The sequence below is a fragment of the Pseudomonas graminis genome, from assembly GCF_004364335.1.
GTDB classification, from domain to species: Bacteria; Pseudomonadota; Gammaproteobacteria; order Pseudomonadales; family Pseudomonadaceae; genus Aquipseudomonas; species Aquipseudomonas graminis_D.
Genome location: NZ_SOCR01000006.1, coordinates 414,279 through 436,441 on the forward strand (window position 1 = coordinate 414,279; position 22,163 = coordinate 436,441).

Annotated in this window: 16 protein-coding genes; 15 read left to right on the plus strand and 1 reads right to left on the minus strand. The window is 62.3% G+C overall.

The genetic code is table 11. The features are described from left to right. Positions 1–933 precede the first annotated feature (933 nt). The 5 genes from EC919_RS13930 (at position 934) to EC919_RS13950 (ending at position 7,661) form a co-directional block, all read left to right on the plus strand. A complete protein-coding gene (locus EC919_RS13930) occupies positions 934–3,816 on the plus strand; it encodes a DUF2339 domain-containing protein (protein ID WP_133774781.1) in 2,883 nt (960 codons plus the stop codon). Further along, entirely contained in the window at positions 3,813–5,213 is a 1,401-nt protein-coding gene (locus tag EC919_RS13935; protein ID WP_133774782.1) for a DUF3999 domain-containing protein, read from the plus strand. Before EC919_RS13930 ends, EC919_RS13935 begins: the two co-directional genes overlap by 4 nt. Positions 5,214–5,555: 342 nt before the next feature. Further along, on the plus strand, positions 5,556–6,566 hold the full coding sequence (locus tag EC919_RS13940) for a class 1 fructose-bisphosphatase (RefSeq protein WP_133774784.1): 1,011 nt from the start codon (positions 5,556–5,558) through the stop codon (positions 6,564–6,566). A 259-nt stretch (positions 6,567–6,825) separates the two neighbouring features. Further along, positions 6,826–7,080 (plus strand): outer membrane protein assembly factor BamE domain-containing protein, encoded by a 255-nt coding sequence (gene bamE / locus EC919_RS13945; protein ID WP_133774786.1) that lies wholly within the window; start codon positions 6,826–6,828, stop codon positions 7,078–7,080. A 44-nt stretch (positions 7,081–7,124) separates the two neighbouring features. Further along, positions 7,125–7,661 carry a lipocalin family protein gene (locus EC919_RS13950; protein WP_243842262.1) on the plus strand — a complete coding sequence of 179 codons (537 nt, stop codon included), beginning with the start codon at positions 7,125–7,127 and terminating at the stop codon, positions 7,659–7,661. Positions 7,662–7,727: 66 nt separating this feature from the next. Here the strand turns inward: EC919_RS13950 and EC919_RS13955 are convergent, their stop codons facing one another. Continuing rightward, positions 7,728–9,092, minus strand: coding sequence for a formimidoylglutamate deiminase (locus EC919_RS13955; protein ID WP_133774788.1), 1,365 nt, complete (start codon positions 9,090–9,092; stop codon positions 7,728–7,730). A gap of 190 nt (positions 9,093–9,282) precedes the next feature. On the opposite strand from EC919_RS13955, the gene hutC reads away from it, so the two are divergent. From hutC to hutH (EC919_RS14005), 10 genes are all read left to right on the plus strand, one after another. Further along, complete coding sequence (gene hutC, locus EC919_RS13960; RefSeq protein WP_166650545.1) at positions 9,283–9,993, plus strand: histidine utilization repressor; 711 nt, start codon at positions 9,283–9,285, stop codon at positions 9,991–9,993. Next, complete coding sequence (locus EC919_RS13965; RefSeq protein WP_133774791.1) at positions 9,990–10,583, plus strand: HutD/Ves family protein; 594 nt, start codon at positions 9,990–9,992, stop codon at positions 10,581–10,583. Before hutC ends, EC919_RS13965 begins: the two co-directional genes overlap by 4 nt. Positions 10,584–10,638: 55 nt before the next feature. Continuing rightward, positions 10,639–11,814 (plus strand): Na+/H+ antiporter NhaA, encoded by a 1,176-nt coding sequence (gene nhaA, locus EC919_RS13970; protein WP_133774793.1) that lies wholly within the window; start codon positions 10,639–10,641, stop codon positions 11,812–11,814. A gap of 603 nt (positions 11,815–12,417) precedes the next feature. Beyond that, positions 12,418–14,115: a urocanate hydratase gene (hutU, locus tag EC919_RS13975; protein ID WP_133774795.1), complete on the plus strand. Its 1,698-nt coding sequence runs from the start codon at positions 12,418–12,420 to the stop codon at positions 14,113–14,115. 173 nt (positions 14,116–14,288) lie between these two features. Further along, positions 14,289–15,758 carry a purine-cytosine permease family protein gene (locus EC919_RS13980; RefSeq protein WP_133774797.1) on the plus strand — a complete coding sequence of 490 codons (1,470 nt, stop codon included), beginning with the start codon at positions 14,289–14,291 and terminating at the stop codon, positions 15,756–15,758. A gap of 139 nt (positions 15,759–15,897) precedes the next feature. After that, positions 15,898–16,863: an ABC transporter substrate-binding protein gene (locus EC919_RS13985; RefSeq protein WP_065986702.1), complete on the plus strand. Its 966-nt coding sequence runs from the start codon at positions 15,898–15,900 to the stop codon at positions 16,861–16,863. Positions 16,864–17,049: 186 nt separating this feature from the next. After that, positions 17,050–17,901, plus strand: coding sequence for an ABC transporter permease (locus EC919_RS13990; protein ID WP_133774799.1), 852 nt, complete (start codon positions 17,050–17,052; stop codon positions 17,899–17,901). Next, on the plus strand, positions 17,898–18,773 hold the full coding sequence (locus EC919_RS13995; protein WP_243842258.1) for a quaternary amine ABC transporter ATP-binding protein: 876 nt from the start codon (positions 17,898–17,900) through the stop codon (positions 18,771–18,773). The genes EC919_RS13990 and EC919_RS13995 overlap by 4 nt, the downstream gene beginning before the upstream one ends. 13 nt (positions 18,774–18,786) lie before the next feature. Beyond that, positions 18,787–20,436 (plus strand): histidine ammonia-lyase, encoded by a 1,650-nt coding sequence (gene hutH, locus EC919_RS14000; protein WP_133774801.1) that lies wholly within the window; start codon positions 18,787–18,789, stop codon positions 20,434–20,436. Next, positions 20,433–21,983, plus strand: a complete 1,551-nt coding sequence (gene hutH, locus EC919_RS14005) for a histidine ammonia-lyase (protein ID WP_432213813.1) — start codon at positions 20,433–20,435, stop codon at positions 21,981–21,983. The genes hutH (EC919_RS14000) and hutH (EC919_RS14005) overlap by 4 nt, the downstream gene beginning before the upstream one ends. The last annotated feature ends 180 nt before the right edge of the window (positions 21,984–22,163 follow it).

Here is a 22,163-nt window from a genome sequence, read left to right on the forward strand (position 1 = left end):
CCGCAAAAACCAATGTAGGTGCGCGCTTGCCCGCGAAGGCGTTGGATCAGCTGCCTGGAAGGTGAATGGCAGGACGCCTTCGCCAGCAAGCCGGCTCCTACGGGTTCTGTGGATAACCGCGAATTTCGAAACGCCACCAAAACCAATGTAGGTGCGCGCTTGCCCGCGAAGGCGTTGGATTAGCTGCCTGGAAGGTGACTGGCAGGACGCGTTCGCCAGCAAGCCGGCTCCTACGGGGGTCTGTGGATAACCGTGAATTTCGAAACGCCACAAAAACCAATGTAGGAGCGCGCTTGCCCGCGAAGGCGTTGGGTCAGCTGCCTGCGAGGTGGCTGGCGGCACGCGTTCGCCAGCAAGCCCGCTCCTACGGGGTTCTGTGCATAACCGTGAACTTCGAAACGCCGCAAAAACCAAGGTAGGAGCGCGCTTGCCCGCGAAGGCGTTGGGTCAGCTGCCTGAGAGACAACTGGCAGGACGCGTTCGCCAGCAAGCCGGCTCCTACGGGGCTCTGTGGATAATCGTGAATTTCGAAACGCCGCAAAAACCAATGTAGGAGCGCGCTTGCCCGCGAAGGCGTTGGGTCAGCTGCCTGGGAGGTGGCTGGCGGCACGCGTTCGCCAGCAAGCCGGCTCCTACGGGTTCTGTGGATAACCGCGAATTTCGAAACGCCGCAAAAACCAATGTAGGAGCGCGCTTGCCCGCGAAGGCGTTGGGTCAGCTGCCTGCGAGGTGGCTGGCGGCACGCGTTCGCCAGCAAGCCGGCTCCTACAGACCAGGTTCGACCGTGGAATCAGTTTCCAACCGCCGGACCTTTCTGCTGCCAGACGCATGAGCGAACCGGGTCTCCTGCCCGACACAAAATGTTTCCCCTTTCCTGACGCCCGATATACTTTTCGGCATCGCCGGTAATCGGCCGAAAAGGGATGTCGTCGCGTGCAATGGATTCTTCTGCTGGCCGGTCTGGTGGTCGGGGCGCTTCTTGATGAGTCGCTGTTGGGCGGCGCTGTCGGCGCGGTCATTGGCCTGGCTGCGGGTTTGAGCTTCCGGCTTGGTGCATTGACGCGGGAAACCGCCGCGCAGAAAGCCGAACTTGCCAAGACCCGGCTGGACCTTAACGCCGTACAACAACGCCTCAGCCAGCTGGATTCCGCCGCCGCGCGATTGCCGGATGCGCCCGTGTCGGCGCCGCTGAATGTTCAGCCCATCGCAAACGACGGCCCGGAACTGCTGTGGGACCTTCCGGACCTTGAGTCGGCCGCCTCGGATGTCGGCGATTCAGAATGGAGTCGCCCTGCACCGGCGCCATCACCCACAGCCCCGAGCTACCCGCCCGCTGCGGCATCCGCCTCTCAGCCCGCTTCAACCCAGCCCGTTCCTGCCCAGCACAGCCTGTTCGACAGCGCCTTGCTGCGCGCGAAAAACTGGCTGCTCGGGGGCAACACCGTGCTGCGGGTCGGCGTGGTGCTGCTGTTTCTCGGTCTGGCGTTTCTGCTGCGCTACGCCACCGAAGGCATGGTGGTCCCGATCGAAGCCCGGTATGCCGGCGTCGCAGTGGCAGCGCTGGCATTGCTGGGCTTGGGTTGGTGGCTACGTCAACGCAATGAGTCCTTTGCACTCATGCTGCAGGGGACGGGCGTCGCGGTGCTGTACCTGACCGTATTCGCCGCCATGAAAGTCCATACCCTGCTGGCGCCGGGGATGGCGTTCAGCCTGCTGGTTGCGGTCACCGTCTTTTCGGCCATTCTCGCCGTCACGCAGAACTCTCTGGCCCTCGCCTGCGTCGCCGCGCTGGGTGGATTTGCCGCGCCACTGCTGACGTCCTCCGGCGAGGGGAGTCATGTCGCACTGTTCAGTTATTTCGCCCTACTCAACGCCGGCATTTTCGCCATCGCGTGGTTCAAGGCCTGGCGCCCGCTGAACCTGATCGGTTTCATCGGCACATTCGGCATCGGCTTCGCCTGGGGCATGGATGCGTACACGCCCGAGCTGTTTTGGAGTACCGAACCCTTCCTGATTCTCTTCTTCCTGATGTATCTGGCCATCGGTCTGCTGTTCGCCCGGCGCAAGCTGCAAGAACACTCGGCCGGGCCCGACGACGACAGCCGGGAAGCCACTCTGCGCTGGTCCGCGCGCCAGACCCACTACGTCGATGGCAGCCTGCTGTTCGGCACGCCCATCGTCGGTTTCGGCCTGCAATACGCGCTCGTCAAACATCTGGAATTCGGCGCTGCGTTGAGCGCACTGGCGCTGGGCTTGCTGTACATGGGCATCGCTCGGTTCCTGGCCGGGCGCGCACCGGGTCGGGCGTTGCTGCTGGTCGAAACGTGCCTGTCCCTGGGCGTGGTATTCGGCACCCTGGCGATTCCCCTCGGCCTCAGCGCGCAATGGACGACGGTCGCCTGGGCCGTCGAAGGGGCTGCAGTGTTCTGGCTCGGCATGCGCCAGAACCGATTGCTGGCGCGGGCTTTCGGCTTGATGCTGCAACTGGGCGCAGGGACCGCGTTTCTCGGCGCGGTCGGTCGCTGGTATGTGCCGAACTTCAACCACGGCGACTTCTGGACACCGCTGATCATCGCCCTGGCCGGCCTGGTCAGTGCATTCACGGTCGAGCGCATCGGTACCCTGCGTTTGTCGTTGAGCAATCGTTTCTTGCAGCCGTTGCTGTTGATCTGGAGCGCGCTGTGGTGGGCGGCAGCAGTGTGCGTCAGTAACCATTACGTGCCGGAAGAAGCCGAGTTTTCGACGCTGTTGCTATTGGGGGCGGTCAGTGTCGCGCTGTGGACAATGGCGGCCCTGCGCCTGAACTGGGCCGGAATCGCACAGCTGACCACGCTGCTGACGCCGATGAGCGCTGTGTTGCTCGCGCTGATGAGCTTCAAATCCTACTACAACCCTGCCGCCGATTGGGGCTGGCTAGGCTGGCTCGCGGTGTTTGCAGTTCATCTGTGGTCACTGAAGCAGCTCGATAAACTGCTGCTCCCGCGCTTGCGCAGTGGGGCCCATGTGATCGGCTGCTGGCTGATCATCGGCGTGCTCTCGTTGCAGCTTCGTTACGGATTGCTGGTGTTGTCGGAATCGTATAACGCCTGGCGCTGGCTGGGCTGGGCGTTGCTGCCGAGCCTGTATCTGCTGGCGATGACGGCTTCCCGCACGTGGCCCTGGCCCGTCAGCGCCTATCCGCGTGAGTACCGTGTCTGGGCTGCCGCGCCGCTGGCTGCATTGATGCTCGCCTGGTTCTGGCTGGCGAACGGGTTCAGCGAAGGCGCTGCCGATCCCCTGCCCTATCTGCCATTGCTGAACCCGCTGGAGCTGGGCTTGCTGATCACCCTGACCGGCATCTACAGCTGGACTCGCCAGCAACTGCCGCAATTGGGCGTCGGCGAGGAGCGTGCTCAGAAAGCGGCGCTGGTCATGGCCGGCGCATCGCTGTTCGCGCTGATCACCGCCATGGTTCTGCGCACAGCGCATCACTGGGCCGGCGTGGCCTGGTACCCCGACGCGCTGTTTGAATCCATGCGTGTGCAGGCCGGGCTTTCCATCGTCTGGACGCTGACCGCGCTGGCGCTGATGATCGGCGGTCATCTGCGTGCGCGTCGGGACCTGTGGATTGCCGGCGCCGCATTGATCGGGGTCGTCGTGGCCAAACTGTTCTTCGTCGAGCTGAGCAATCGTGGCGGTCTGGAGCGAATCATTTCCTTTATCGGCGTTGGCGTTCTGTTGCTGGTGGTGGGATATTTCGCCCCCCTGCCGCCCCGGCATCCGGCCCGAAGCGGGGGAATGACCGAGGCGGATATTGCGGACCGGGCATCGAAATGAAGTGCGTAAGGAGTGTTCAGTTGAGTCGTCAGTTCGTCATCAAGGCCGCCCTGCTTGCCCCGTTGCTGGGCTGGCTGCTTTGCGCGACCCCGCTCAGTCAGGCGGAGGATCTGCCGGATGATTTCACCACCCATGCGCCCCTGACCGTCAGCGGTGAGGGGCCTTGGTATCGGCTGGAGTTGCCCCTCGGCGTGCAGTTGAACGCTCGCCAGAGCAATCTCAACGACGTGCGCGTTTTCAACGCAGACGGCCAGGCCCAACCCTACGCTATCACCCAAAGCCCGCCCCAGCGGGCAGCCGACGCAAGCCCGGTCTCCGTGAAGTGGTTCCCGCTATACAACAGCGACGCCGCGAAAGACGCCGAGCCGAAAATCCGCGTCGAGCGCACGCCAAACGGCACGCTGGTGGAGGTTCAGCCCCAGGGCGAAATTGAAGCGGGCGAAGAGATTCTGCGCGGCTGGCTGCTCGACACCAGCGCGATCAACGCGCCGCTGGATCAACTGATTCTGGACTGGAGCAGCGAGCGCGACGGCTTTCAGCGGTTCAGCATCGAGGCCAGCGACGACCTCCAGCACTGGCAGCGCTGGGGTGACGGTCAGATAGCGAGGCTGTCATTCGCGGAAGAACTGGTTGAGCAGCGCGTCGTGAATCTGCCGGGGCGCAGCGCCCGCTATCTGCGTCTGCTGTGGCAATCGCCCCTGTCCGCGCCGACGCTGAGCGGCGTGCAACTGATCGGCACGCAGCCCGGCGTGCTGCCGTTGAGCTGGTCGCCTGCCATCAATGGTCGCGTCGAAAAGCCCGGCGTGTATGTGTGGCAATTGCCAGTGGCCCTGCCGCTGGAACGCATGCGGATCGACATCACACAACCCAACAGCCTCGCGCCCGCCACGCTGTATGGGCGCCGTGACAGTAACGCGCCATGGCACCTGATCGACAACGGGCTGCTTTATCGGCTCAGCCAGAACGGTCAGGACGTTGTGCAGGACGAAATGGAGCTGCCCGGCAATGTCGTACAGCAGCTGAAACTTGAGGTCGATGACCGTGGCGGCGGCTTGGGCAACGACGCGCCGACGCTGAGTTTTGCCGTGCGCGCCACGCAACTGGTGTTCCTCGGTCGCGGTGCGCCGCCTTACAGTCTGGCCGTTGGCAACGCCATGGTGAAAAGCGCTGCGTTGCCATTGGCGACGCTGATTCCCGGTGTCAGCCCCGAGAAACTGGCGGCGCTGGGCAGCGCGTCCATGGCCTCCACACCGGTTGCGCCGGTTGCTGCGGCCGCGCCCGTGGAAGCCAGTGGCCCCGACATCAAGCGCCTTGGTTTGTGGGCCGTGCTGATACTCGGCGTGATGTTTCTGGCATGGATGGCGCTCGGCACACTGCGCGGGTCTCGTCCCAAATAACGCGCCAAATTATAAGTGTCGGGGTGATGACGCTGAATCGATCCGGCATCGAAAAAATTGCAGACGATGCCCGCCAATTCATCACCCTGATCGCGTTACGCTTAACGTACAACCGATGCGACTGGGTACGGCGGTCCCTTGTGGGACCGGCTTCAGCCGGGAGGCGTCGGTCGTCACGCTGCAAGATTTGCGGTGTTCACACTGGCCTCTTCCCGGCTAAAGCCGGTCCCACCAGGATGTAGCCCGTGAACCGAATCACTACCTAACCGGTCTGACAGGCAGTATTAAATCTCCGCTCACGCTAGACTGTGCGCGTTTTTATCCCCCATTTCGGAGCTCTCCATGTCCCGCGTTACCTTGAGTCGTTATCTGATCGAGCAGACCCGCACCAACAACACCCCTGCCGATCTGCGCTTTCTGATTGAAGTCGTGGCGCGTGCGTGCAAGGAGATCAGCCACGCGGTATCCAAAGGTGCTCTGGGCGGCGTGCTCGGCAGCATGGGCACCGAAAACGTGCAGGGTGAAGTGCAGAAGAAACTGGACGTGATGTCCAACGAGATCCTGCTCGAAGCCAACGAATGGGGCGGTCACCTGGCCGGCATGGCGTCCGAAGAAATGGACAACGCCTATCAGATCCCCGGTAAATACCCCAAAGGCGCCTACCTGCTGGTATTCGACCCACTGGACGGTTCGTCCAACATCGACATCAACGCGCCGGTCGGCACGATCTTCTCGGTGCTGCGTTGCCCGAACGAGTACCTGAGCCAGAACGAAGCGCTGAACGAGAAGGCATTTCTGCAGCCAGGCACCCAGCAAGTGGCCGCCGGTTACGCCATTTACGGCCCGCAGACCATGCTGGTGCTGACCCTGGGTGACGGCGTCAAAGGCTTCACGCTGGACCGCGAAATGGGCAGCTTCGTCCTCAGCCACGAAGACATCCGGATTCCGGAGTCCACTCAGGAATTCGCGGTCAACATGTCCAACCAGCGTCACTGGGAAGCCCCGGTCAAGCGCTACGTCGAAGAGCTGCTGGCCGGCGAAGACGGCCCGCTGAAGAAGAACTACAACATGCGCTGGGTCGCGGCAATGGTGGGCGACGTCCACCGCATCCTGACCCGTGGCGGTCTGTTCATGTACCCGCGCGACTCCCGCGAGCCTTCCAAGCCGGGCAAGCTGCGTCTGATGTACGAAGCCAACCCGATGTCGTTCCTGGTGGAACAAGCCGGCGGCGCGTCGACCGACGGCCATCAGCGCATCCTCGACATCCAGCCAGAAGGTCTGCACCAGCGTGTTGCTGTCTTCCTGGGTTCGAAGGAAGAAGTGGAACGCGCCACGGCTTATCACAAGGAATAACGTTCTGAATGGCCGCTTTTAGCGGCCATTTTTTTCAATGTCAGCGCTGACTGACGCATTGAGCAGCAGCGCGTGTCTGTAGGAGCCGGCTTGCTGGCGAATGCAATGGGCCGGTCGCCGCCTGGTTGCCTGTCCCGACGGGTTCGCCAGCAAGCCGGCTCCTACAGAAATGTATCGAATGCTGAATTCGCCGTTATCATCATTTGCTGGCATTAGGCGCTGCGACGCCGCCCCTCCTTCGATTCAGGAGCTTCATCTCATGTCTTTGCGCACTCTCGCGGTGTTGTCGTTGTGCGTTTTGCTGGCGGCCTGCAGCAAGGTCACTCAGGAAAATTACTCGAAAATTTCGGCCGGCATGTCCAAGGCGCAGGTCGAGCAATTGCTCGGCAGCCCGACCGAATGCTCCGGCGCGTTGGGGATGTCGAGCTGTACGTGGGGCGATGCGAAAACGTTCATCAGCGTCCAATATGCCGCCGACAAGGTCGTGCTGTTTACCGGGCAGGGCCTTGAATGAGTATTCGTCAGGCCATGAAAATCGGCGCTGTGGCGCTGGTAGCCATGTGGATCAGTGCCTGTGCGGTTAAGCCTGAAGCTGACGCCATGGCGCCGAAGACGGTTGATCACGTCGATCTGAAGCGTTATCAGGGCACATGGTACGAAGTAGCGCGGCTGCCGATGTTCTTCCAGCGCAACTGCGCGCAGTCCGAAGCGCACTACACGCTGAAGGATGATGGCAACATCGCTGTCACCAACCGCTGCCGCACGATCGAGGGCAAGTGGGAGGAAGCAACCGGAACGGCTTCACCGCAGATTCAGGGCAAGACCGACAAGCTGTGGGTCGTGTTCGACAACTGGTTCTCGAACCTCTTCCCGGGTGTGGCGAAGGGTGATTACTGGGTGCTGTACGTGAGCCCCGACTACAAGGTGGCACTGGTTGGCAGCCCGAACCGCAAGTTCCTGTGGCTGCTGTCGCGCACGCCTCATGTGCCGGATGCAGTGCGCAACGATTTGCTGATGAAAGCCCAGCAACAGGGTTACGACACCACCAAGCTGATCTGGCGGGTAGCGAACTCGAAAGTAGGCAAGGCGGATTAACCATTTGCGAGCAGGGCGGAGCGCCACCCTGCTCGCGAAGCTGTCGGGCCATTCACCGCCGATGCATCAGCCCAGCAACTCCCGCAATACCTGAGCGAACGCACGGCTGCTCTGTTCTTCATCGGCATGGTGCCCGTCGCGGATCACCCAGCGACCATTGACCATCACATCCTTGATCTGACGATCACTGCCAGCAAACAACCAACGATTGAGAATGGCATCGCCGGATGCGGTCGCCAGATACGGGTCGTTGCCATCGAGCACCAGCCAGTCCGCACGTTTGCCCACTTCCAAAGCGCCTACCGGTTGCCCCATCGCTTGGGCACCGCCCACCACGGCCGCGTCGTACAGCGTGCGCCCAACCATGGGCTGATCAGGCCGGTACAGCCGATTACGGCGCTGATCGCGCAGACGCTGGCCGTATTCCAGCCAGCGCAACTCTTCGACCACGCTCAGCGACACATGGCTGTCGGAACCAATGCCCCAACGCCCGCCCTGGGCGATGTAATCCACTGCCGGGAAAATCCCGTCGCCCAGGTTCGCTTCGGTGGTCAGACAGAGCCCCGCGATCGCACGACTTTTCGCCATCAATGCCACTTCGTCCGCCTCCGCATGGGTCGCATGAACCAGGCACCAGCGCGCATCCACGTCGACGTTTTCGTACAGCCACTGCAATGGCCGGCGACCGCTCCAGCTCAGGCAATCGTCGACTTCCTTTTGCTGCTCGGCGATATGAATGTGGATCGGGCAATGGGGATCGCTGGCGGCCGTCACCTCGCTGATCTGCTGCGGGGTCACGGCGCGCAGCGAGTGGAAGCACAGCCCCAGCGCCTGGGCGGGTTGCGCGGCGATGACTGATTTCAGGCGAGACTGCAAATCCAGATAACTGTCGGTGCTGTTAATGAACCGGCGCTGCCCCTCGTTCGGCGTCAAGCCGCCAAAACCGGAGTGGCTGTAGAGCACAGGCAACAGTGTCATGCCGATGCCGACTGAACTCGCCGCCTGACTGGCCTGCAGTGCCAGCTCGGCAGGGTCGGCATAGGGCTTGCCGGTGGTGTCCTGATGGACGTAATGAAATTCCGCAACCGAGGTGAAGCCGCCCTTGAGCATTTCGATGTACAGCTGCCGCGCGATAACGCCGAGCTGCTGCGGACTGATCTGCCCGACGAGGCGATACATCAGGTCGCGCCAGGTCCAGAAACTGTCGTTGGGATTGCCGGCCACTTCCGCCAGGCCCGCCATGGCGCGCTGAAAAGCGTGGGAGTGCAGATTGGGCATGCCCGGCACGACCGGTCCGTTGAGCAACTCGGCATCACCGCGTTCGGCGTCGGCCTGAACCTGGCTCAGCAGGCCATCAACGCTGACCTCGAAACGTACGTTGCTGGCCCATCCGGTGGGCAATAACGCGCGTTCGGCAAAGAAAACGGACATGACTCGGCACCGCTTGCTTGAAATTGTCTATACATATACAGACGTTTATACGGCCGGTAAACTGCGCCGCGCTTGTCGGCACACGTGTTAATGGTTAGCGTGGAGGCTGTAACCTCTTTCGCCTGAATAACGCCATAACAAGGATTTCTCTGTGCCGACTCCACCTGCCAATTTGCCGCTGGCTTCCCAGATGGGTGACAGTCCGGCGCCGCTGTACGCCAGGGTGAAGCACATGATCACCCAACAGATTCAAAACGGCACCTGGCCGCCACACCACCGCGTGCCGTCCGAGAGCGAACTGGTGACGCAACTGGGCTTCAGCCGCATGACCATTAACCGTGCCTTGCGCGAGATGACCGCCGAAGGGATGTTGGTGCGCATGCAAGGCGTCGGTACATTCGTCGCCGAGCCCAAGACTCAATCCGCGCTGTTCGAAGTGCATAACATCGCCGATGAAATCGCCGCCCGCGGACACGCCCACACCTGCCAGGTGATCATTCTCACCGAAGAAGCCGCCGGTTCCGAACGCGCGCTGGCGCTGGACATGCGTGAAGGCCAGCGGGTCTTTCACTCGCTGATCGTGCATTTCGAAAACGATATTCCCGTGCAAATCGAAGACCGTTTCGTCAACGCCCTCGTCGCGCCGGACTACCTGCAGCAGGATTTCACCCAACAAACGCCCTACGCCTACCTTTCCCAGGTCGCGCCGCTGACCGAAGGCGAACACGTGGTTGAGGCGATTCTTGCCGAGCCCGACGAGTGCAAGTTGCTGCAGATCGAGAAGGGCGAGCCGTGCCTGCTGGTGCGTCGGCGAACCTGGTCCGGCCGCCAACCGGTGACTGCCGCACGCCTGATCCACCCTGGTTCACGCCACCGCCTTGAAGGACGCTTCAGCAAATGACTCAACTGACTGTTCTGCGCGCCGCTGACTACCCGCGCATGCCCTGGAAAAACGGTGGCGGCAGCACTGAGGAAATCACCCGCGATGCCGGCGAGGGCCTGGAAGGCTTCGGCTGGCGGTTGTCGATTGCCGACATCGGCGAGTCGGGCGGCTTTTCGGTGTTCCCCGGTTATCAGCGCATCATCACGGTGCTGCAAGGCGCAGGCATGACGCTGAATATCGATGGCAAGGACAGCGAGGCACTGCTGCCGTCCGATCCGTTCGCGTTCAGCGGCGACAGCGTTGTGGCATGCACGCTGCTCGACGGCCCGATCCGCGACTTCAACCTGATCTACTCGCCAGCCCGTTACCGTGCGCGGCTGCAATGGATCGACGTGATGCAGCCTCAGCGGTTTTTCAGTTCGGCTGACGTGTTCGTCGTGTTCAGTGCAGCCGAGGAGATGGCCGCCAACATCGGCGAGCACCCGCCGCAATTACTCGAAAAACATGACTGCTTACAATTGGACAATTCACCGGGGACGCTGCTGGAGACGGTGCTCTACGCCCCTCGCGCCAGCCGCGTGTGCGTGATCGAACTGTCCCGCGTCTGAGTCCCGCCGCCCCTGTGTTAGATTGCGTCTTTTTTTCGCCAGCACAGGGACGAACATGACGACGCTCAACAACAAAGAAAGCCCACGAGCCCTCGCCATCCTTGCCAGTTTTCTCGCATCGGAATCAGCAGGCGGCCTCGTGCTGATGGGCGCCGCCCTCGCAGCAATTATCGTCGCCAACTCCCCCCTCGCTCCTTCTTATTTCGCCGCGCTGCACAGCGTCTGGGGCGGGCTGTCGATCGAGTTGTGGATCAACGACGGCCTGATGGCGATCTTCTTTCTGATGGTCGGCCTGGAAATCAAACGCGAAGTCCTGGCCGGCGGCCTTGCCACTTGGGGCCAGCGCGCACTTCCCGGCTTCGCGGCAGCGGGCGGCATGCTGGTGCCGGCGCTGATCTACATCGGCATCAACATGGGCAACGCCGAAACATTGAGCGGCTGGGCGATTCCTGCGGCCACCGACATTGCCTTCGCGCTCGGCGTGCTCTCGTTGCTGGGCAAGCGAGTGCCGACGTCGTTGAAGGTGTTTCTGGCCGCGCTGGCGATTCTCGATGACCTGGGCGCCGTCACCATCATCGCGCTGTTCTACAGCAGCGGCCTGAACATGCCGATGCTCGGCGCCTCGTTCGCGACGCTGGCCGTGCTGGTGATCATGAACCGCATGGGCGTGCAACGACTGCTGCCGTACCTGCTGCTCGGCCTGCTGTTATGGTTCTTCGTGCTGCAATCAGGCGTCCACGCAACGTTGGCCGGTGTGGCGCTGGCGCTGTGCATTCCGCTGGGCACGCGCAAGGAGGAAGCCCGCTCGCCGCTGCTGTTTCTTGAAGAGAAAATGCACTACTGGGTAGCGTTTGCGGTGGTGCCGATTTTCGGCTTCGCCAACGCGGGCGTGTCCCTGTCGGGGATTACCCTCGGCAATCTGGTCGATCCGGTGCCGCTTGGTGTGGCGCTGGGGTTGTTTGTCGGCAAGCAGATTGGTGTGTTTCTCGCGGCGGTGCTGGCAATCCGGTCCGGCCTGGCGACACTGCCGGAAGGCAGCAACTGGCCCCAGCTGTATGGCGTGGCCCTGCTCTGCGGGATCGGGTTCACCATGAGCCTGTTCATCGGCAACCTGGCCTTCCCGGGCGCCGCGCATCTGATCGATGAAGTGAAAGTGGGCGTGTTGCTCGGCTCAATCGCGTCAGCCCTTGCCGGGGTGTGGCTGTTGCGCAGCAAGCTGGCTCGGCACTGATCTCAATCGCCGATTTCAATGCAGGAGCGACCGGGGTGGCGATCCACCTTGCCCGCGAATGCGTCAGGCCTGCCAACTTCACCGTTACCTGAAACACCCTAATCGCGGGCAAGCGCGCTCCTACACCGGTTGCAGTGGATGATGGTCGAAATCACACGCAGCCTGTAGGAGCCGGCTTGCTGGCGAATGCGACGTCTCAGTCGACATCTTTATTCCAGATCTACTGCGTTCGCCAGCAAGCCGGCTCCTACGGAGAATCCTGGTCGCTCACCACCCCTTTGTTACCCCCAACCACGCACTGTGCTGGGGCGTTCGCACCGAAAAGTAACAATTTCCTTCCTGCAACCGCTCTCGAGCCTTTCCCCGCCCCCGTCCTGTTGATCGTTGAAAAGCCTGCGCCAGAGCCTCCAAACGCGTTTTATCCGCATTCAAAGCTAACATTGGCCCCTTGGTTGCATATGCTTGTATGTACAAGTAAGCATGAGTCGTTAAAAGGCGCGCTCGCCAGTTCGGATGACAACGGCGGCACTCATGCAGAACCTTATTCCCACGTTCGTCACGGACCCCCGCGTCCAGGCCGGATTGATCATCGAGGATTGTTAAGTGACTACTGACCACAACACCCCTGCTCAGCAATGGACCAAACGCCGCGATGTGGAAATCCGCGCAGCCCGTGGCACGCAACTGACCGCCAAGAGCTGGATGACCGAGGCGCCGTTGCGGATGTTGATGAACAACCTCGACCCGGAAGTCGCCGAGAACCCGAACGAGCTGGTGGTCTATGGCGGTATCGGTCGTGCGGCGCGTAACTGGGAGTGCTACGACAAGATCGTCGAGAGCCTGACCAACCTGAACGATGACGAAACCCTGCTGGTGCAGTCCGGCAAACCGGTCGGCGTGTTCAAGACCCACAGCAATGCGCCCCGCGTGCTGATCGCCAACTCCAACCTAGTCCCTCACTGGGCGAGCTGGGAACACTTCAACGAACTGGACGCCAAAGGTCTGGCAATGTACGGCCAGATGACCGCCGGCAGCTGGATCTACATCGGCAGCCAGGGCATCGTTCAAGGCACCTACGAAACCTTCGTCGAAGCCGGTCGCCAGCATTACGACGGCAACCTGAAAGGCCGTTGGGTGCTGACCGCAGGCCTCGGCGGCATGGGCGGCGCGCAGCCACTGGCTGCCGGCATGGCGGGCGCCTGCTCGCTGAACATCGAATGCCAGCAGAGCCGCATCGATTTCCGCCTGAAGACCCGTTACGTCGACGAGCAAGCCACTGACCTGGACGACGCCCTCGCCCGCATCGCCAAATACACCGCTGAAGGCAAGGCGATCTCCATCGCGCTGTGCGGCAACGCCGCCGAGATCCTTCCGGAAATGGTCCGCCGTGGCGTGCGCCCGGACATGGTCACCGACCAGACCAGCGCCCACGACCCGCTCAACGGCTACCTGCCAAAAGGCTGGACCTGGGAGCAGTACCGCGAGCGCGCCGCCACCGAGCCTGCTGCGGTGGTCAAGGCTGCCAAGCAATCCATGGCCGAGCACGTCGAAGCCATGCTGGCGTTCCAGAAAATGGGCGTGCCGACGTTCGATTACGGCAACAACATCCGTCAGATGGCCAAGGAAGTGGGCGTCGCCCATGCTTTCGACTTCCCCGGTTTCGTGCCCGCTTACATTCGCCCGCTGTTCTGCCGTGGCGTGGGTCCGTTCCGCTGGGCCGCACTGTCGGGCAATCCTGAAGACATCTACAAGACCGACGCCAAAGTCAAAGAACTGATCCCGGACGACGCGCACCTGCACAACTGGCTGGACATGGCCCGTGAGCGCATCAGCTTCCAGGGTCTGCCGGCACGCATCTGCTGGGTCGGCCTGGGTCAGCGCGCCAAGCTGGGCCTGGCCTTCAACGAAATGGTCCGCAGCGGCGAGCTGTCGGCGCCGGTGGTGATCGGTCGCGATCACCTGGACTCCGGCTCCGTTGCCAGCCCGAACCGCGAGACCGAATCGATGCAGGACGGCTCCGACGCCGTGTCCGACTGGCCGCTGCTCAACGCCTTGCTCAATACCGCGAGCGGCGCGACCTGGGTCTCGTTGCACCACGGCGGCGGCGTCGGCATGGGCTTCTCGCAACACTCGGGCATGGTCATCGTCTGCGACGGCACCGATGAAGCCGCCGAACGCATCGCCCGCGTCCTGCACAACGACCCGGCCACCGGCGTGATGCGTCATGCCGATGCCGGGTATCAGATCGCGATCGACTGCGCCAAAGAGCAGGGCCTGAACCTGCCGATGATCAATAACTGATCAATGCCAGGGGTGCACAAGGCACCTGTGGGAGCCAGCTTGCTCGTGAAGACTGATGTCAGACGCAGTTGATGCTGCGGATGTACCGGCCTCTTCGCGGGCAAGCGCGCTCCTACAGAAGTTCGGCAGCACAAGTACGCGTGCCGACACTCGCTTGAGGGGAGATGTTTGAGATGGCTGTTCCAGATAATCGTGCTGCACCTGCTTCCGTGATCGAGCGGCGTTCGATCGATTACATTCCTGATGCCGAACGACACGGGCGTCTGTTCAGTCAATTCACCCTCTGGCTGGGCGCCAACCTGCAGATCACCGCGATCGTCACCGGGGCGCTGGCGGTGGTGCTGGGCGGCGATGTGTTCTGGTCGCTGATCGGGCTTTTCATCGGTCAGCTCATCGGCGGCGGCGTCATGGCGCTGCATGCGGCGCAAGGGCCGAAGCTCGGTCTGCCGCAGATGATCTCCAGCCGGGTGCAGTTCGGCGTCTATGGCGCGGTGATTCCGCTGGTGCTGGTGTGCCTGATGTACATCGGCTTTTCCGCCAGCGGCTCGCTGCTCGCAGGGCAAGCGGTGGCGCAACTGATTAACGTGCCGGACTGGCAAGGCGTGGTGATCTTCGCCGCCGCCATTGTGGTGCTGACGATCCTGGGCTACCGGGTCATCCACATGATCGGCCGGGTCGCCAGCCTCATCGGTGTGATCGCCTTCGTCTACCTGTTCGCCGCGCTGCTGGCAGGCAATGACGTCGGCGCGCTGCTGGGCAACAAGCACTTCTCGCTAAGCAGTTTCCTGTTGGCGATCTCCCTCTCTGCGTCCTGGCAGATCGCTTTCGGCCCTTATGTTGCGGACTACTCACGCTATCTGCCGCGCAGCACCCCGGCTGGCAAAACCTTCTGGGCGGTGGGCCTGGGGTCGGTGATCGGCGCGCAGGCGTCGATGGTCTTCGGCGTGTTCGCGGCGGCGCTGGCCGGCAAGAACTTTGCCCATCATGAGGTCTCGTTCATCGTCGGCCTTGGCGGGACCGGCGCAGTGGCGGCAGCACTGTATTTCAGTATCGCGTTCGGCAAGGTGACCATCACCACGCTCAACGCCTACGGCAGCTTCATGTCCATCGCTACCATCGTCAGCGGCTTTCGCGGCAACCGGCACATCTCCAGCGCGCTGCGGCTGACGTACATCTTCGCCATGGTCGGCATCGCCACAGCCCTGGCGCTGCTGGGCAAGGACTCGTTCCTCAAGGACTTCTCGGCCTTCATCCTGTTTCTGCTGGCGTTCTTCACGCCGTGGAGCGCGATCAATCTGGTGGACTTCTACTGCATCACCAAAGAGCGCTACGACATCCCGGCGCTGTCGGACCCGAACGGTCGCTATGGCCGATGGAACGCAATGGGCATCGCGATCTACGTGCTGGGCGTGCTGATTCAGATGCCGTTCATCTCCACGCATTTCTACACAGGCCCACTGGTGGCGAGCCTCGATGACACCGACATCTCGTGGATCATCGGCCTCATCGTGCCTGCTGTGCTGTACTACGTGGCGGCGAAGATGTGGCCGGGTAACGTGGCCGATCGCCTGATCCTGCCGACGGATTCTGGGGCGCCTGAGGCAAGTCGCACCGTTGCCCCTGCGCACGTCGCGGTGAACTGACCGTTCGTCATGCACGTCTGTTGCAGGGGGCATGCTGGAGAGAGAAGCGGGACGAGGCCGACAAGTGCCTCTCCCCTTGGCTGGAAGCCGTCTGTTTTCGTTACTGCCGTCATCCACTAAAAGACCGGAGCGTCACTCAATGAACACGAAAAAGGCCCTGCTATCCACGTTGCTCACTGCGGGCGTGCTCGCCAGTGGCGCCAGTCAGGCTGCGGGATGGTGTGAGTCCGGCAAGCCGGTGAAATTTGCCGGCCTGAACTGGGAAAGCGCAATGCTGCTGACCGACGTGCTGCAAGTTGTGCTGAACAAGGGCTATGGCTGCGAAGTGGACAGCCTGCCGGGCAACTCCATCACCATGGAAAACGCCCTGAGCACCAATGATATTCAAGTGTTTGCCGAAGAGTGGGTCGGCCGCAGCGAAGTCTGGAACAAGGCCGAGGCCGCCGGCAAAGTCGTCGGCGTCGGTTCGCCGGTCAAGGGCGCGGTGGAAGGCTGGTACGTGCCGCGTTACGTGATCGAAGGCGATGCCAAGCGCAAGCTGGAAGCCAAGGCGCCGGACCTGAAGTCCATCGCCGATCTGGGTAAATACGCAGCCCTGTTCAAGGACGCCGAAGAGCCGGAGAAAGGCCGTTTCTATAACTGCCCGGCCGGCTGGACCTGTGAGCTGGAAAACAGCGAAATGCTGAAAAGCTACGGCCTGGAAAGCAAGTACACCAACTTCCGCCCGGGCACCGGCCCGGCCCTGGATGCGGCGATTCTGTCCAGCTACAAGCGTGGCGAGCCGATCCTGGCTTATTACTGGTCCCCAACGCCGCTGATGGGCCAGGTGGACATGGTGCGTCTGGAAGAGAAAGCCGGCGTGAACAAGACCATCGAGATCAAGGTCGGCCTGTCCAAGGCATTCCACGAACAGGCGCCTGAACTGGTGTCGGTGATGGAGAAGGTCAACATCCCGATCGATCTGCTCAACCAGAATCTGGCGCGCATGACCAAGGAGCGCATCGAGTCGCCGAAGCTGGCGAAGATCTTCCTCAAGGAACACCCGGAAGTGTGGCATCAGTGGGTGAGCGAGGATGCGGCGAAGAAGGTGGATGCCTCTCTCTGACAGGCACCGCTGTCTGTAGGAGCGTGGCTTGTCCCGCGAGCGGCCGGGAACCGGTCGTAGATAAGCCGAACGCGGTATGTCAGACACACCGCAGCGTTTGATTTTGCTGCCGCTTCGCGACATATCGCGGGACAAGCCACGCTCCTACAGGAACCAGGCCGCCACTCTAAACATCGAGATAACGATATGTTCCCCGAAAGCTTCACGTTCTCCATCGCCGACTGGGTCAATGACTGGGTCGACAAGCTGGTCACCAACTACGGCGACGTGTTCCGGCACATTTCCGACACGCTGCTGTGGGCCATCGTCAAGCTCGAAGGCCTGCTGCGCGTTGCGCCGTGGTGGCTGTTGCTGGCCATCGTCGGCCTGATCGCCTGGCACGCGACCCGCAAGGTCACCACCACGGTGGTCATCGTCGGCCTGCTGTTTCTGGTCGGTGCCGTGGGACTGTGGGACAAGCTGATGCAGACCCTGGCGCTGATGCTGGTCGCCACGCTCATCTCGGTGGTCATCGGCATACCGCTCGGCATTTTGTCGGCGCGCAGCAATCGCCTGCGTTCGGTGCTGATGCCGCTGCTGGACATCATGCAGACCATGCCCAGCTTCGTGTACCTGATTCCGGTGCTGATGCTGTTCGGTCTGGGCAAGGTCCCGGCGATCTTCGCCACCGTCATCTACGCCGCGCCGCCGCTGATTCGCCTGACCGATCTGGGCATTCGTCAAGTTGATGGCGAGGTCATGGAAGCGATCAACGCGTTCGGCGCCAACCGCTGGCAACAACTGTTCGGCGTGCAACTGCCGCTGGCCCTGCCAAGCATCATGGCGGGAATCAACCAGACCACGATGATGGCGCTGTCGATGGTGGTGATCGCCTCGATGATCGGTGCCCGCGGTCTGGGCGAAGACGTGTTGGTCGGCATTCAGACCCTCAACGTCGGACGCGGTCTGGAAGCGGGCCTGGCCATCGTCATTCTGGCGGTCGTGATCGATCGCATTACGCAGGCCTACGGCCGTCCACGGCATGAGGCGAACAAATGAGCGTCGAGATAATTAATCCAGCGAACCCGGGCAGCCCAGACAGTGCGGTGAGCCCGGGCGGCAAGATCGTCGTCAAGAACGTGTACAAGATCTTCGGCAACCGCGCCAAGGATGCACTGGCGATGGTCCAGCAGAATCAGAGCAAGGATCAGGTGCTGGCGCAGACCGGCTGCGTGGTCGGCGTGAACGACCTGTCGCTGTCAATCTCCAGCGGCGAGATATTTGTGATCATGGGCCTGTCGGGTTCCGGCAAATCGACCCTGGTGCGGCATTTCAATCGCCTGATCGACCCCACCAGCGGCGAGATCCTGGTCGATGGCGAGAACATCCTGACCTACGACATGGAAGCGCTGCGCAACTTCCGCCGACACAAGATCAGCATGGTGTTCCAGAGCTTCGGCCTGCTGCCCCACAAGACCGTGATCGACAACGTCGCCTACGGCCTGACCATTCGTGGCGAGAGCAAAGCGCAATGCGCCGAGCGCGCGCAGCACTGGATCACCACGGTGGGCCTGAAAGGCTACGAGAAAAAGTACCCCCATCAGCTCTCCGGCGGCATGCGTCAGCGTGTCGGCCTGGCACGGGCGCTGGCGGCTGACACCGACATCATCCTGATGGACGAAGCGTTCAGCGCGCTCGATCCGCTGATCCGTGCCGAGATGCAGGACCAGTTGCTGGAGCTGCAGTCGAGCCTGAAGAAAACCATCGTGTTCATCACCCACGACCTCGACGAAGCCGTGCGCATCGGCAATCGCATTGCCATTCTGAAGGACGGTCGGCTGATTCAGGTCGGGACACCGAAAGAAATCCTCTACTCGCCTGCCGACGATTACGTTGATCGTTTCGTGCAGCGGCGCGTGGCGACTCTTTAAGGACGCTGTGGTCATGTCGCGAGCAGAACAGATCATCATCGGCGAAGGCCCGCTCAGCTGGCGGGATGTGACCGCCGTGGCCCGTCATGGCGCGACGCTGTCGTTATCCGAAGGCGCGTGGGCGCGCATCGACAATGCCCAGGCGATCGTGCAGCGCATCGTTGCCAGCGGGGAGCGCGCCTATGGCGTGAACACCGGCCTCGGCGCGCTGTGCAATGTGTCGCTGGCGGGCGAGCAACTGGGTCGACTGTCGCGCAACACATTGCTCAGCCATGCCTGCGGCGTTGGCCCGGCGTTACCGGATGAGCAAACCCGCGCAATCACCTGTGCCGCGATCATCAACTACAGCCAGGGCAAATCCGGGATTCACCGTCAGGTGGTCGAGGCCTTGCTCGCCCTGCTCAATCGACACATCACCCCGCAAGTGCCGTCCCAGGGCTCTGTGGGTTACCTCACCCACATGGCGCACATCGGTGTCGCGCTGCTCGGCGTGGGCCAAGTCAGTTATCGCGGGCAAGTGATGTCGGCGTTGCAGGCACTCAGCGAAGAAGGCCTGTCGCCGGTGGAGCTGGGAGCCAAGGACGGTCTGTGTCTGGTCAACGGCACGCCGTGCATGACTGGCCTCAGCTGCCTGGCGATTGCCGACGTCAATCGCCTGATGCAGTGGGCGGACGTCATCAGCGCCATGACCTTCGAGGGCCTGCGCGGCCAGCTCGACGCCTTCGACGAAACCATCATCGCCCTCAAGCCGCACCCCGGCATGCAGCAAGTCGGCAAAAACCTGCGCGGCCTGCTCGCTGGCAGCGAAGTGCTCGCCAACAGTCAGGGCATCCGCACCCAGGACGCCTTGAGCATCCGCTCGATCCCGCAGGTCCACGGCGCCACGCGCGACCAGCTCGCCCATGCAACGCGGCAGATCGAGATCGAACTCAATTCCGCCACCGACAACCCGCTGCTGCTCGGCACGCCCGACGCGTATCGCGTTGTCTCCCAGGCCAATCCCCACGGCCAGTCCGTGGCGATGGCCGCTGATCTGCTGGCGATCGCCATGGCCGAGCTGGGCTCGATTGCCGAGCGACGGCTGGACCGGCTGATCAACCCGACGGTCAGCGGCCTTCCGGCGTTTCTGGTCAGTCAGCCGGGCGTCAACTCCGGGATGATGATCACCCAATACGTCGCCGCCTCGCTGTGCGCGGAAAACCGCCAGCTGGCACAACCGGCGGTCATCGATAACTACGTGACCTCCGGCCTGCAGGAGGATCATCTGAGCATGGGCACCAGCGCCGCCCTGAAGCTGCACAAGGTGCTGGAAAACGTGACACAGATCCTCGCCATCGAGTATTTGCTGGCCGCCCAGGCGTTCGAATTTTTCAAAGGCCCGCGCTTTGGCGTCGGCACCGAAGCGGCGTGGCGACTGTTGCGCGAGCGCGTGCCAGCCTACGACGAAGACCGCTGGCTGGCCCCGGACATCGCCAGCAGCGTGACCCTGCTGAAGAACGAAGAGTCATTGGAAACCGTATTCCAGCGTTGCCGCGACTACGCGGCAGACGCTAACCCCGACACCGACAACAACGGTCGCAGCGCAAGCGCCCCCCGCGCAGGACAGGCAGGAGCCGGTTCAGTGCAGACGACCGATACCCATTCAGGAGTAGCAGCATCGTGACCGACACCCATCAGGCGACCCCGCTGAATCTGATCCCTGGGCAGTTGAGCCTCGCCCAACTGCGCGCGATCTATCAGCAACCCGTGTCGTTGACCCTCGACGCCAGCGCCAATCGGCAGATTGAAGACAGCGTGGCGTGCGTCGAGCAGATCCTCGCCGAAAACCGCACCGCGTACGGCATCAACACCGGTTTCGGCCTGCTGGCCTCGACGCGCATCGCCAGCGCCGACCTGGAAAACCTGCAGCGCTCGCTGGTGCTGTCCCACGCCGCGGGCGTTGGCGGGCCGATCAGCGACGAGCTGGTCCGGTTGATCATGGTACTCAAGGTCAACAGCCTCAGCCGGGGCTTCTCCGGGATTCGCCGTCAGGTCATCGACGCGCTGATCGCCCTGATTAACGCGGAGGTTTACCCGCACATCCCGCTCAAAGGTTCAGTCGGCGCATCCGGCGACCTCGCGCCATTGGCACACATGTCGCTGGTGCTGCTGGGCGAAGGCAAGGCGCGCTACAAGGGCGAATGGCTGAATGCCGTGGAAGCGTTGGCCATCGCCGGGCTCACGCCATTGACGCTGGCGGCCAAAGAAGGCCTGGCGCTGCTCAACGGCACGCAAGTATCGACAGCCTATGCGTTGCGCGGCCTGTTTGAAGCGGAGGACCTCTTCGCCGGTGCCCTGAGCTGTGGCGCGCTGACCGTCGAAGCCGTGCTCGGCTCCCGCGCGCCGTTCGACGCGCGCATTCATGCGGCACGCGGTCAACGCGGTCAGATTGATTCGGCTGCGGCCTATCGCGACCTGCTCGGCGAGGGCAGTCAGGTTTCCGATTCCCACCGCGACTGCGACAAGGTTCAGGACCCCTACTCCCTGCGCTGCCAGCCGCAAGTCATGGGCGCCTGCCTGACCCAACTGCGTCAGGCCGCCGAAGTGCTGGCCATTGAATCCAACGCGGTGTCGGACAACCCGCTGGTGTTCGCGGCCGAAGGCGAAGTCATTTCCGGCGGTAACTTCCACGCCGAACCCGTTGCCATGGCGGCCGACAACATCGCCCTGGCCATCGCTGAGATCGGCTCGCTGAGCGAACGCCGCATCTCGCTGATGATGGACAAGCACATGTCGCAGCTGCCGCCATTTCTGGTGGCCAACGGCGGCGTGAACTCCGGTTTCATGATTGCCCAGGTCACGGCCGCAGCGCTGGCCAGTGAAAACAAGGCCCTGTCCCACCCGCACAGCGTCGACAGCCTGCCGACGTCCGCCAACCAGGAAGACCACGTGTCGATGGCGCCAGCCGCCGGCAAGCGTCTGTGGGAAATGGCGGAGAACACTCGCGGCGTGCTGGCTGTAGAATGGCTGGCTGCGTGTCAGGGTCTGGACTTGCGCAACGGTCTGAAGACCTCGGAAAAACTGGAAATTGCCCGCACCACGCTGCGCGGAAAAGTCCCGTTCTACGAGAAAGACCGCTTCTTCGCCCCTGATATCGAGGCCGCCATCGAGCTGCTGGCTTCCAACTGCCTGAGCGACCTGGTTTCTGCTGACCTGCTGCCGAGCTTCTGATCGGGACAGGCAGGGATGGCCTGTCGTTGGAATGATGATGTATGCGCGACGCTTTTGCAGGAGCGCGCTTGCCCGCGATTGCGGTGTGTCAGCCATGGATATGCCTACTGATACACCGAATTCGCGGGCAAGCGCGCTCCTACAGGGATGTGCGCAGCTCTCATTTCGCAGCAAAAAGTA

Excerpts from the sequence above, each read along its gene's own strand:
- EC919_RS13935 (WP_133774782.1), top strand. The coding sequence starts at position 3,813 with ATGAAGTGCGTAAGGAGTGTTCAGTTGAGTCGTCAGTTCGTCATCAAG.
- EC919_RS13940 (WP_133774784.1), top strand. The coding sequence starts at position 5,556 with ATGTCCCGCGTTACCTTGAGTCGTTATCTGATCGAGCAGACCCGCACC.
- bamE (WP_133774786.1), top strand. The coding sequence starts at position 6,826 with ATGTCTTTGCGCACTCTCGCGGTGTTGTCGTTGTGCGTTTTGCTGGCG.
- EC919_RS13950 (WP_243842262.1), top strand. The coding sequence starts at position 7,125 with ATGTGGATCAGTGCCTGTGCGGTTAAGCCTGAAGCTGACGCCATGGCG.
- EC919_RS13955 (WP_133774788.1), bottom strand. The coding sequence starts at position 9,092 with ATGTCCGTTTTCTTTGCCGAACGCGCGTTATTGCCCACCGGATGGGCC.
- hutC (WP_166650545.1), top strand. The coding sequence starts at position 9,283 with ATGGGTGACAGTCCGGCGCCGCTGTACGCCAGGGTGAAGCACATGATC.
- EC919_RS13965 (WP_133774791.1), top strand. The coding sequence starts at position 9,990 with ATGACTCAACTGACTGTTCTGCGCGCCGCTGACTACCCGCGCATGCCC.
- nhaA (WP_133774793.1), top strand. The coding sequence starts at position 10,639 with ATGACGACGCTCAACAACAAAGAAAGCCCACGAGCCCTCGCCATCCTT.
- EC919_RS13980 (WP_133774797.1), top strand. The coding sequence starts at position 14,289 with ATGGCTGTTCCAGATAATCGTGCTGCACCTGCTTCCGTGATCGAGCGG.
- EC919_RS13985 (WP_065986702.1), top strand. The coding sequence starts at position 15,898 with ATGAACACGAAAAAGGCCCTGCTATCCACGTTGCTCACTGCGGGCGTG.
- EC919_RS13990 (WP_133774799.1), top strand. The coding sequence starts at position 17,050 with ATGTTCCCCGAAAGCTTCACGTTCTCCATCGCCGACTGGGTCAATGAC.
- EC919_RS13995 (WP_243842258.1), top strand. The coding sequence starts at position 17,898 with ATGAGCGTCGAGATAATTAATCCAGCGAACCCGGGCAGCCCAGACAGT.
- hutH (WP_133774801.1), top strand. The coding sequence starts at position 18,787 with ATGTCGCGAGCAGAACAGATCATCATCGGCGAAGGCCCGCTCAGCTGG.